A 9,834-nucleotide genomic window follows, 5' to 3' on the forward strand; every position below is an offset into this window, starting at 1 on the left:
ACTTATTGCTAACTATCTTAATAAATAACAGATATCAAGCTTTGACTTTTTCGGTTTTCCTCGAAACGTTCAAGTGATGACCGAAGTACTCTTATAGCCTTTTTATTGCCAACATTGACCGACTCCAGCTTATTCCGCTGGATGAGTCTATATACCGTATGCGCCGACACATTCAGCCTTGTTGCAACGGCAGATACCTCAAGATAATCGCTTCTCATACTGCCCGCAGCCCCCTCTCTTCATAAACAGACTTCATAGGCATCTGACCATGCAGAGCTCGATCAAGCCCCATAATCAAGGCGACGATGCCGTCTATCTTCTCAATTGACTTTGACTTGTCCGGCTTGATGTTGCCGGCCGGATCCTGGACCGCGACCACATTGTCTGCCATCCAGGCCAGCACCAGGTTACCGCTGTGAGCGATCTTAGTACTGATCACCAGTTTTTCGAGCTCTTTCATCGGCGGTGACATTGAGGCGAAGCCCTGGCCGAACTGAACCACCTGCAGGTTCATTTCCTCGATATCCTGGATCACCTTCGTAGCGCCCCAGCGGTCGAAGGCTATTTCCTGCAGCTCGAACTTCTCGGCATCGTCCGAGATCTGCTTGGTGATCCAGGAGTAATCGATCACGTTCCCGGGAGTTGCAACCACCAGGCCGGCCCTCAGGAAGGCATCATAGGGCACCCGATCCCGGCGCGAACGCTCGACAATACACTCCTCAGGAATCCAGAACCGGCAGAGCACTTTATACGGCTCATCCTCCTCGATCGGCGGAAAGACCAGAATGAGCGATGAGATATCGGTGGTCGACGACAGGTCGAGGCCGCCATAGCATGAGCGGCCTGCCAAGTCCTGTTCCCGCACTTCCACCTTGCCGCATGTGGCCCATTTGTCCGGGTGGATCCATCGCTTTTCCGCCTGGGTCCAGATATTGAACCGCAGCCGAAGAATCGCATTCATCTGCGCCGGCATCGACTTCGCCTGCAGAACCTTGTGCCGCAGATCGGCAAGCTTCACCGAAACATTGAGATTCGGATTGGCCTTGATCCAGGCCTCCTCCTTGTCGAGCTCGGCCTCATCATCCAGGGAGAAGATCAGGCCGAAATAAGCGTCGTCCTCTACCTGGCCGGCCAAAACTTTCTTCAGGTGGATATGCTGTTCCCAGCACACCGTCTGCCGATTGAAACCAGCAGTGGTGATGGCAACAATAAGCGGCTGCTGACGAGCACCGGTAGCCGTATCAATTACACTCCACAGATCCCGATTCTTCCAGGCATGCAGCTCATCCATAATCGCGCCGGAGACGTTCAGGCCGTCAAGCGAATCGGAGTCACGACCGACCGGCTCGAACTTCGAGGCGGAGATATCCACACTCAGGTTGTCCCGGAGCACGGTGAAGATTTTACGTAGCGGCGCAGAGTTTTTCACGATCTGCACCGCATCACCATGGCAGAGTCGGGCCTGGTCCCGCTTGGTCGCCACCGTATAGACCTCGGCTCCAGCCTCACCGTCTGCATAGGTCAGATACAAACCGATCACAGCCCCGAGAAAGGTCTTGCCGTTCTTCCTGGCGATCTCGAGATACGCGGTCCGGAACCGCCGGGTACCATCCTCGCGGCGCCAGCCGAACAACACCCACAAGAAAAACATCTGCCACGGCTCCGGAGCAAACGGCTGCCCGGCAAACTCGCCCTTGTAGTGCTTGCAGACCTGGCAGAAAATGATGATCCTCCAGGCCGATTCCTCATCGAACCATAGCCCGCGCTCATGACCATGTTCGAGGTCATGAAGGTGACGCTCGACTGCAAGCCGCACCCACTCGCAGACCACGATCCTGCCGGCTGTCACATCCTCGGCATATTGCATCGGATGCACCTCATCCATTCGCGACCTTGGCCTTTGCCTTGCTCAGCTCGTCGAGCAGATCCAAGAGGTCGAGCTGCTTCGGCTGCTTCTCGATGAAGCGGATCCGCGCCCTGGTCGCAGGCGTCAAACCGAACTCAGCCGACAAACTCTGCATCTGCTTGATGCAGTTGTTCGAGATCTGCAGCCAGGGCCCTTGCACCGCATAGCCATTCGGGGTGGAGATAATGCCGCGCCCGGGATCCTCCTGGAGCTCTTTCTCCGCCTCGACCCAGCGCGCAAAAACCGTGCAGTACATCTCCAGGGCCGTGACATCCAGGGCCGACATAATGCCGATCTTGTGCAGCTCGGCAGCCAGGCGCCGCCATTCGATCTTGCCGATCTCCGGCAACCGCTCCGGCGGATCCGGTAGAATGGTCTCGGCATGGAGCTCCTTACCGTGCCGATCGTCACGGTAGGTGCCGTGCAGTTGATGGATCTTACCCGGGACAGGTTTTCTACCCCTGTTCATGACTACCTCCCTTCTCAATACCCCCCCTCCCCAATTTTGCCAGCGGGAGATTTTGACTGCCGAACGGCTGAGCAGGTGAAGTTGGTGGAGATTCACATAGCCCCTCCCTTTCTCGCTTTGCCCGAGCCGTTTTCTTTGAATGACAATGACTGCAAAGAGACTGCACGTTGTCTTCACTCAACGGTGCGCCGCCATCCTTGAGCTCGACGATATGGTCGACCACATCCATCGGCACTAGCTTGCCATCGGCCTTGCACTCTTCACACAGCGGGCTCTTCTTTCGATACCAATCCCGAAACCTCAGCCACTGAGGAGACCAGTAGAACGGATCACCCTTCTTGGTTCTCCTCTTTGTGCCAGCCTGATCACGACACGCATCGCAATAGCCTGAGGCATTACTCGTCGACGTCCGGCAACCACGACATACAACCTTTGTCTTTACCGGCATGCTGCCTCCGTTCTGCAGATCCTGCCGTTCTCAATCCTCAGCAATCCTTTGCGATAAGCCGTGAAGTCTTCGTCCGACAGCTCCATAATCATGGCGGAAACAGACTTGCCATTCACACCGAACCGCAGCGAACCAGAGGGATACTGGCCGACAATGAACAACCCATTCGACCTCAACCGGTTATGAAGCCGGAGCACGAACCGCTTCTGCTTCTCAGTCCAGCCCAACGCCTTCAGCATCTTCTCTGTCTGTTCCTTGCTGGTGCAGTCCTTGACCAGCTCGTAATGCTTCTTGAGAATCGTCATCTCGTCTTTGTTCAGCAGTTCATACGCGTCCATCGCATCCCTCCAGAACTCTCGCGAATGCGTCGTTGAGGTCCTTGCTCATCACCGGACCGGCAGTAGCCGCTATCGCTTCGCCTTCGTCTTCCCATCGTCTGTCATTAAGCCATCCCTGCGCCATCTTCGGCGTACCGTTACGGGCAAGGATGACAGGTCGTTGTTCGGCGTATCGCTTTGCACCGGCAATGATCTTTCCGGCTAACTCGCGGTTGAGCCCCTTGATCTTCCGCCATGCATTCCAAGCCGGGGTCCGTCCTCGCTTATCGGCAAAGGCGTCCCAGAATGCATCAAACGACTGGGTACAAAAATTGGCTGCCTTTTGTGTGCGCTCTGCACCAACCGGTGCAGACTTGGATGTTGTTTTCTGCAATGAAGTGTGATCGCAATCGCACAATATATTTTTATCTGATTCTCTTAACTGATTCTCTTCTATTGGACGGTCCATTTTTGGACCCTCTAAGGACGGTCCAATTTCGGGCCCTCCGGAGTGCACTTTTTGACACTCTACGGACGGTCCAATTTCGGGCTCTCCGGAGTGCACTTTTTTCCTTTCATGGAACACTGGATGTTCGAGGAAAAAATACTCGCTGGTCTTATGCATAAGACGATCTTTGCCGATGGCATGCTTAACGAGGATAAATCCCTTCTCCTGCAACTCAGCCAACACCTTGCGTGCGGCTGACCGTGACAAACCGATATCGTCCCCGAGCTGCTCGATTGACGGAAAGCATCTCCCGTCCTTTCCTGCATACTGAGCCAGCCTGGCCCACATCAGCTTGGCCGACTGCGACAACTCCAGACACTCCATTATTGCGTTTGGCAGGAACGCTCCCTGAAATTGTTTATATGGGTTTATCGTCCTCATCCTTAAATCGCTCCATTTCCAGAAAGTCCAAGCCTGACGATGCCTTCAAGCAGCAGTCGTCCGTAAAGCGTCTATTGCGTTCAGTGCTGCAATTTTGTCCGATTCCGGCGCATGAGTGACACGCAGAATGCTCTCCAGCCGATCAAGATCCTCAGGTGTCTCCACATTGATCAACCCTGCCAATGCAGAACGCAGCTTCTCAATGTTTTTCTCTGCCTTTCGTATTGGATGCTTCTCACAGACCTTGATGTGTGCGGTAAGCAATTCATGCTTTGCCGCAGGTGTTCCTTCAGGATACTCATGTCCGCAATAGACACAGGTCACCACAGTTCTTTCGCTCATACCTTCACCCCATTTGCTCAATAGCCGGTGACGAAAGCCGATCATTACCAGCCAAAACACCAAAGGCTCAGGCCACCGCAGTGACCAGAGCCTCACCTTCACCTGATAATCTTCAACATGATCACGCCCACTCTTCGATGAAAAACGCCGCACGCTGGATGGCCGACGGCGACAGAAGCAAAAGAGAGTTTTCCCCCATACCAAGGGAAAGGAATTTCCCAGCCAGTGCCGCGTCATGAATCGTCTGCTCCATCTCTCCTGCCGTGATATCCGGTTTGATGCCGGTCGTGTATTGCTTCCCATCCAGGATGATCTCTACTGAAACACCCATGACCATCAGCCCTCCATGCTTGACAATGCAGATTTTGTTCAGTTGTTGGCAGATACGTCGGCGCTATTACGCCCATTACGCCGATCGATGGCCTGGCGCACATACCACATCTTCTTTCCTTCACGGACCCCGGCAAACCAGGCGTCGAAAGATGCAGTCCCGGCGGTATACGGACAACGACGCATCCGGTAGCCAAGTTTTCCAAGACCTTCCATATTCTCGAGTGAAGCACGCACCCCTTCCTTAAATTCGCGGCTCCGCTTATCCCCAACTGAAGCGGAAGCAAACACCGACTCGAACAGATCTATTGCCTTGCCCATCTCACCCTCCCGGTTCATGGTTATTCATCCCTGGGCTTTCGCTCACCGCGCAATACACGAGGGTCAGGCAGCTTCTTTTTCTTGGCAGGCGTAACAGCCGGTTTCGGCCGCAACGCTTCAAGCGCCGCCTTGCGCTTATACAGATCCGCAATGGTCATATCGAGGATATGAATCGCGTAATCGATATCGGTGAGTTCCTGCAGGGCCATTGCCTTACCTGCTGATTAACGCTTTCGACTCGATCCAGCGTCGCAACTGCACAAGCGATCCGATCGCATCATCGATCTCGGCAACACAGATCGACCGCTCCCGATTGGTGATCTCACCGGGAGTGTTATCGAACCATGCCTTCCTCGTGGCCTCGATCGCTTCCCCCGTCTCAAGCATCACTTCAGACACTCGTTGCATCACCTGGGCATCCGGCTCGACCGCCACCTGCGGCATCGGCACGAATACCCCGCAGAGCAACCCGGCCACATACCGGCCAATGGGATAGGCCCGATCAGGTATGCCATCATCTTCACGCACCATGCCGATAATGGTACGCAGCCGATCAAGTGGCCCGAACTTACCGGTAGAGAATTCGTCTTCAGTTTCAGGGGCCCGACACCACGAGCGGATCAACTGCGGAGAGCACGAAAGCAATCTCGCAAGTTCCACTGCGTCGCCATGCTGCAGCACCGCAGCCATCACCTCATACGACCTGGGGAGTTTCATATCCTTGGCAATCACCACTTCCTCCATTAAACAGACTTGTGTTTACAGATAGATACAAAGTGCCACCCACCCGTTTTTTCTTGCGGAAACCCGCCCCCCTCGGCTAGGATACGTAGTGCCACCTACAGCGCCCGAATTGCGTTCGGGGGACGGGTATTTTTATTCCTTCCTTCGGCCAGTTCCGGCCATATTGCCGCTCTTGTTATGCAAACAGTTTCCGATCATCTTTTTGTTGGGCATAACACCATAAATGCCGCAGCCTAGGTGGTCGGCCATCATCTGGAGCAGCTGACGGTTTTTCCGATGACCGTGAATGTGTTGCGATATATAGGGCCTGGAAAAGCCGCTGTTATCCGCGAATCGTGAAATGGCGTAACGGCTGTCTTTGATCAGAAACTCATGAATGATCTCTTCCGGATCAGTGAGATTTTTGACAGATGCGGTCATGTCGGCTTCCGTGTTGTTGTGGATTTTTTGTTAACCATTGTTGCGTAAAGATATAGCGCTCTATTGTGCGCATTGCAACGTCTTTTTGTGCGCGCGCTTCTTTTAGGATATATATAGCTGTAATGAAATATGAAAAAAACTTTATAACGCGCCTGGAAGAGCTTATTGGAGATGGTTCATTGCGCTCTTTTGGAATCATGTGTGGAGTGTCTGAAAGTGTCTTGAGGAAATATTTGCGAGGTACTAGTGAGCCAGGCCTAGGAAATTTGGTGAAAATTAGCTCCGCATGCAACGTCACTATTGCTTGGCTGATCGGAGAAGAAAAAGAAAGACCAAAAAACGGAACAGTCCATGCCCACCTTCCAAACAAAAGCATGCAGGAGATGGCCGCCTGGATCAATGAACAGGATGACGGGATAGACTACTGGGAAGCAGCCAAGGCAAGATTCGCCCATGACTACCCGGAGTTCAGGGAATGGTTAAAAAAACGGGCTTCGGCAAATATATTGGCTGCATCATCAGAAAGTAAATCGGTAAACAACAAATAAAAATACAACGGATTACAGAGTATCCGTCTAAATAACAAAAGATTACAAGATATAGATGGCCGGCAGCCAAATGGCCGTGACAACAGTAATCACCGCAACGGAGAATCTTCATCTTGAAACAATTTCCTACCCTAATCGCTCTATTCCTCTTAGCCCTCCTTGCCTTCGATGGCTCTACAGAGATAAAGGCAGCACCAAACAAAAGAGTGGAACTCTATGACATCCACAGCTTTTGCGGAAGTAAATGGGGTAGTGACAGCAAAATGGTCATGCATTGCATAAAAAAACAGTCAAAAGCAATGCACTCAGTGCTAAGAGCCCCAATAGACGAGATTAGCCAAGCATGCCAGGAAAAATGGCGAGCGGACTATGAGATGTCTGAACATTGCATCCGCACGCAAACCCATGCGAGAAGCGAGATCAGCAGAAGACCGAAGAACGCAACATATGAGATGTGCACCGAGAGATGGGGAATAGACTATAAAATGGTAGAACATTGTTTAAGAAATTCCTGATCGGCAAAAAGGAAAAAGGGACCTGGCCCAATCATTGCCATGCGGGGAAAGGAAGTGGAATAAATTGGGTCAGAGTAAAAATAAATTCAGGTTGGATTAATTTTACTCTGACCCAATTTATTCATTTTATGAGTTATTTTTTGATTACTTTAGAGTTACTTATTCGAATTTGAGAGAATATTTATATGTTGAGTACAAAAAAACCTAGAGAGCAGTCAGGTCGAGATACTCTAGCAAGATTCGGCGCTCAAATACGTTCAGCAGCAATTGCATCTCTTGAAATTCTGGAGGGTAAGGAGATAGACAGAGTTTATTGTGATCTCCATGATGATTTTGTTGTAAGGAAACGGAAGGGAACGGATTTTGTTTACATTTTTTATCAGGTCAAAACCAAATCCCCCGTAAACTATCAATGGAAAATTTTTGACCTTTTGGGCTTGAAATCTAGAGGAAATCAAGATTGTGATGAAAAAATCGATGCTATAAAAAGCAGTTTTGTCGGTAAATTATTGTTGCATACTGTTGTTTTTGAGAAGGCTTGTGAAAACGTAATATTCCAGACCAATATCCATATAGATCAAAATCTGCAATCCTTAGTAGATGATATAGAATCAAATAAATATGAAAATAAACATAGCAAAGATCTACTAGCTGTTTTCAATGCATGTTTTTGTAAAGAGTTAAAAGATGATTTGTCGGAAGAGAGCATAAAAGAGCAGCTCAAAAAGCTTCAATTTCATACAGACGTGCAATATGTAAAATTGGATAATGATGATTTTGATTCATATGCAAAAAAATCAATTTTCAAGTATAGTGAGGTTGAACTTGGTCACTTAGAAGCAAAAGAAATACTCATCAAGCTTCTTCATTTGATAAATAAAAAATCTAGTGGAATTATAAAAAATATCACTCCAGCTACAATAGAGTCTGAAGCAGCTGTTTCTATTGACGACCTTCTGTCGATACTAAGTATATCAAAGGAAGCTTATAATCTTTTAATTTCTAGTGGCGATGATAAAGCTATCAAATCAATCTCAATTATTCAAAGATCTCTAGAGAAAGCTAATGCAGATCCAAATATAATCGAGTTTTGTTCAAAGTGTAAAGCTAGGTGGGATATTTGGACAATGAACAGCAGGCACGAGATACATGAGCTCCATTTAAAAGCTATAAAAGATCGAGTCCGACATGTTTTTGAAACCCACTTGAATCATTACAATTCTTTAAGAATATCTTTGCTACAACCTTTTGTGGATCAATTGTTAAATGATCTTGAGAGTTCCAACTTGAAATACGATTTAACTCATGAAATCCTAATTGGGGGTCTCTTTTCTGAATTAGTAAGGGTGAAGTCTTCATGAACTATAAAGAGTTTTTTGCAAAAATTTCGAACAAAGATATAGTCATACCTGTGGATCTATCGTCCATCCCTAAACGGAGTCATTCGGAAGTTTTGGACAATGAGGCTTTATTTCAGTTACCACTAATTTGTTTGATAATATTGACAATGGTTGGTTCAACGCGAAAACCAATTGTCTCTCAAATAGGGCAACTTGTTGGCGAAAGTATTCAATTGAGTATGCCTGCATTTAAAAAATCGAAACAACATATTGGGTGGTCTTCTAACCTAAGAGTGAGGACAGTTAAAGCTATTACTTTTCTTGAGCGTGCCAATCTGATAGAAATCAATAACCGAAAAGGTAGAGCGAGTATTACTGATTTGGGAAAACGAGTCGTCAAGTATGCAATGGATACCGACTCTGAGTTGTCTCAAAATCTAGCTGCAATCAGAATTGCATACAGAAATATATGTGTTTCAAATAAACTAAAAACGGTACTTTGATGAAGCTCAAAAGCCTACAGATATTTCCTAATGGTAAAGATGGTTGGTTTACTGATGTTATGTGTTTCGGTGCCCATATTACACAATTGTACGGGCCAACAAGTTGTGGAAAAACACCCATAATTCAGACCATCGCTTACTGCTTAGGCTATCCTTGTATTTTTAGAGAAGATATTTATAATCGTTGTAATTATGCTGTACTGGTAATTGATATTAATGATAAAGAATATGAGATTAGACGTACTTATATTAAGGGTAAAGAAGTTGACATAAAAGTCACAGAACCCGATGGTATGATTCAAGAGTTTTACAGCGAAGGCGATTATTCACTGTATCTGTTTGAATTATTAAATATCAAATCAATAGATTTGCTAAATAATCAAGGACAAAAAACTCAGGCGTATTTGTGTAAGCGCTCAACAAACGCCATCTTTTCATATCGTTAACAATCTGTTTCATTGTGGCAAACCAGACCACGGGAGGGCACAATGAAAACAGAGCATAGCAAGAATCGGTCGGCCAAGCAGGAATATTGGCAGGAACACATCCGCTCATGGGAGAGTAGCGGCCTGACGCAATCATCATATTGCCGGGAGAACATGCTCTCTTTGGCGACATTTGGTTACTGGCGTCGAAAGAGCTCATTGAAGGTTTCTCACGAACCGCAACCGCGTTTTTTTCCTCTTGCGGTACAATCCCAGGTCCAGGAAAAGCAGAGTTCAGGTTTCAATACTGTCCGGTT

Annotated in this window: 16 protein-coding genes and 1 pseudogene; 5 read left to right on the forward strand and 12 right to left on the reverse strand. The window is 48.3% G+C overall.

The annotated features are described in order from the left end of the window. Positions 1-17 precede the first annotated feature (17 nt). The 12 genes and pseudogenes from BUF15_RS28505 to BUF15_RS23800 all read right to left on the reverse strand — a co-directional run bounded on the left by BUF15_RS28505 (position 18) and on the right by BUF15_RS23800 (position 6,186). Positions 18-218: a helix-turn-helix domain-containing protein gene (locus BUF15_RS28505; protein WP_073616476.1), complete on the reverse strand. Its 201-nt coding sequence runs from the start codon at positions 216-218 to the stop codon at positions 18-20. After that, the gene (locus BUF15_RS23750; RefSeq protein WP_234981260.1) at positions 215-1,867 is read right to left on the reverse strand and encodes a terminase large subunit; all 1,653 of its coding nucleotides are present in this window, start codon (positions 1,865-1,867) and stop codon (positions 215-217) included. The genes BUF15_RS28505 and BUF15_RS23750 overlap by 4 nt, the downstream gene beginning before the upstream one ends. 10 nt (positions 1,868-1,877) lie before the next feature. After that, positions 1,878-2,552: a phage terminase small subunit P27 family gene (locus BUF15_RS23755; RefSeq protein WP_234981259.1), complete on the reverse strand. Its 675-nt coding sequence runs from the start codon at positions 2,550-2,552 to the stop codon at positions 1,878-1,880. A 4-nt stretch (positions 2,553-2,556) separates the two neighbouring features. After that, positions 2,557-2,823: pseudogene (locus tag BUF15_RS28510) on the reverse strand (hypothetical protein); the annotation flags it as partial. Beyond that, positions 2,814-3,161, reverse strand: coding sequence for a hypothetical protein (locus BUF15_RS23765; protein ID WP_073616482.1), 348 nt, complete (start codon positions 3,159-3,161; stop codon positions 2,814-2,816). The pseudogene BUF15_RS28510 and the gene BUF15_RS23765, both read right to left, overlap by 10 nt. Further along, positions 3,148-4,029, reverse strand: coding sequence for a helix-turn-helix domain-containing protein (locus BUF15_RS23770; protein WP_073616484.1), 882 nt, complete (start codon positions 4,027-4,029; stop codon positions 3,148-3,150). Before BUF15_RS23770 ends, BUF15_RS23765 begins: the two co-directional genes overlap by 14 nt. A 45-nt stretch (positions 4,030-4,074) precedes the next feature. Then, positions 4,075-4,371 (reverse strand): hypothetical protein, encoded by a 297-nt coding sequence (locus tag BUF15_RS23775; protein ID WP_143170859.1) that lies wholly within the window; start codon positions 4,369-4,371, stop codon positions 4,075-4,077. Positions 4,372-4,492: 121 nt separating this feature from the next. Beyond that, positions 4,493-4,708 (reverse strand): hypothetical protein, encoded by a 216-nt coding sequence (locus BUF15_RS23780; protein ID WP_073616488.1) that lies wholly within the window; start codon positions 4,706-4,708, stop codon positions 4,493-4,495. A 32-nt stretch (positions 4,709-4,740) separates the two neighbouring features. Beyond that, complete coding sequence (locus tag BUF15_RS23785) at positions 4,741-5,040, reverse strand: hypothetical protein (RefSeq protein ID WP_073616490.1); 300 nt, start codon at positions 5,038-5,040, stop codon at positions 4,741-4,743. A gap of 2 nt (positions 5,041-5,042) precedes the next feature. After that, the gene (locus BUF15_RS23790; protein ID WP_073616492.1) at positions 5,043-5,231 is read right to left on the reverse strand and encodes a hypothetical protein; all 189 of its coding nucleotides are present in this window, start codon (positions 5,229-5,231) and stop codon (positions 5,043-5,045) included. A 4-nt stretch (positions 5,232-5,235) separates the two neighbouring features. Beyond that, complete coding sequence (locus BUF15_RS23795; protein WP_073616494.1) at positions 5,236-5,754, reverse strand: phage regulatory CII family protein; 519 nt, start codon at positions 5,752-5,754, stop codon at positions 5,236-5,238. Between the two features lie 144 nt (positions 5,755-5,898). After that, positions 5,899-6,186, reverse strand: a complete 288-nt coding sequence (locus BUF15_RS23800; RefSeq protein ID WP_073616496.1) for a hypothetical protein — start codon at positions 6,184-6,186, stop codon at positions 5,899-5,901. 122 nt (positions 6,187-6,308) lie between these two features. On the opposite strand from BUF15_RS23800, the gene BUF15_RS23805 reads away from it, so the two are divergent. The 5 genes from BUF15_RS23805 to tnpA all read left to right on the forward strand — a co-directional run. Next, the gene (locus BUF15_RS23805) at positions 6,309-6,734 is read left to right on the forward strand and encodes a helix-turn-helix domain-containing protein (RefSeq protein ID WP_073616498.1); all 426 of its coding nucleotides are present in this window, start codon (positions 6,309-6,311) and stop codon (positions 6,732-6,734) included. Between the two features lie 700 nt (positions 6,735-7,434). After that, positions 7,435-8,610 carry a dsDNA nuclease domain-containing protein gene (locus tag BUF15_RS23815; RefSeq protein WP_073616502.1) on the forward strand — a complete coding sequence of 392 codons (1,176 nt, stop codon included), beginning with the start codon at positions 7,435-7,437 and terminating at the stop codon, positions 8,608-8,610. Continuing rightward, positions 8,607-9,092, forward strand: a complete 486-nt coding sequence (locus tag BUF15_RS23820; protein ID WP_073616504.1) for a hypothetical protein — start codon at positions 8,607-8,609, stop codon at positions 9,090-9,092. The genes BUF15_RS23815 and BUF15_RS23820 overlap by 4 nt, the downstream gene beginning before the upstream one ends. Then, on the forward strand, positions 9,092-9,538 hold the full coding sequence (locus BUF15_RS23825) for a hypothetical protein (RefSeq protein WP_073616518.1): 447 nt from the start codon (positions 9,092-9,094) through the stop codon (positions 9,536-9,538). The genes BUF15_RS23820 and BUF15_RS23825 overlap by 1 nt, the downstream gene beginning before the upstream one ends. A gap of 42 nt (positions 9,539-9,580) precedes the next feature. After that, on the forward strand, positions 9,581-9,834 hold a 254-nt coding region (gene tnpA, locus BUF15_RS26935), incomplete at its 3' end, for an IS66 family insertion sequence element accessory protein TnpA (protein ID WP_327021895.1).

Origin of the sequence: Desulfopila aestuarii DSM 18488 (assembly GCF_900143695.1) — a bacterium.
Lineage (GTDB): Bacteria > Desulfobacterota > Desulfobulbia > Desulfobulbales > Desulfocapsaceae > Desulfopila > Desulfopila aestuarii.

What these genes read in the sequence shown, in the direction of transcription:
- BUF15_RS28505 (WP_073616476.1), bottom strand. Translation starts at nt 218, where the DNA reads ATGAGAAGCGATTATCTTGAGGTATCTGCCGTTGCAACAAGGCTGAAT.
- BUF15_RS23750 (WP_234981260.1), bottom strand. Translation starts at nt 1,867, where the DNA reads ATGCAATATGCCGAGGATGTGACAGCCGGCAGGATCGTGGTCTGCGAG.
- BUF15_RS23765 (WP_073616482.1), bottom strand. Translation starts at nt 3,161, where the DNA reads ATGGACGCGTATGAACTGCTGAACAAAGACGAGATGACGATTCTCAAG.
- BUF15_RS23770 (WP_073616484.1), bottom strand. Translation starts at nt 4,029, where the DNA reads ATGAGGACGATAAACCCATATAAACAATTTCAGGGAGCGTTCCTGCCA.
- BUF15_RS23775 (WP_143170859.1), bottom strand. Translation starts at nt 4,371, where the DNA reads ATGAGCGAAAGAACTGTGGTGACCTGTGTCTATTGCGGACATGAGTAT.
- BUF15_RS23780 (WP_073616488.1), bottom strand. Translation starts at nt 4,708, where the DNA reads ATGGTCATGGGTGTTTCAGTAGAGATCATCCTGGATGGGAAGCAATAC.
- BUF15_RS23785 (WP_073616490.1), bottom strand. Translation starts at nt 5,040, where the DNA reads ATGAACCGGGAGGGTGAGATGGGCAAGGCAATAGATCTGTTCGAGTCG.
- BUF15_RS23790 (WP_073616492.1), bottom strand. Translation starts at nt 5,231, where the DNA reads ATGGCCCTGCAGGAACTCACCGATATCGATTACGCGATTCATATCCTC.
- BUF15_RS23800 (WP_073616496.1), bottom strand. Translation starts at nt 6,186, where the DNA reads ATGACCGCATCTGTCAAAAATCTCACTGATCCGGAAGAGATCATTCAT.
- BUF15_RS23805 (WP_073616498.1), top strand. Translation starts at nt 6,309, where the DNA reads ATGAAATATGAAAAAAACTTTATAACGCGCCTGGAAGAGCTTATTGGA.
- BUF15_RS23815 (WP_073616502.1), top strand. Translation starts at nt 7,435, where the DNA reads ATGTTGAGTACAAAAAAACCTAGAGAGCAGTCAGGTCGAGATACTCTA.
- BUF15_RS23820 (WP_073616504.1), top strand. Translation starts at nt 8,607, where the DNA reads ATGAACTATAAAGAGTTTTTTGCAAAAATTTCGAACAAAGATATAGTC.
- BUF15_RS23825 (WP_073616518.1), top strand. Translation starts at nt 9,092, where the DNA reads ATGAAGCTCAAAAGCCTACAGATATTTCCTAATGGTAAAGATGGTTGG.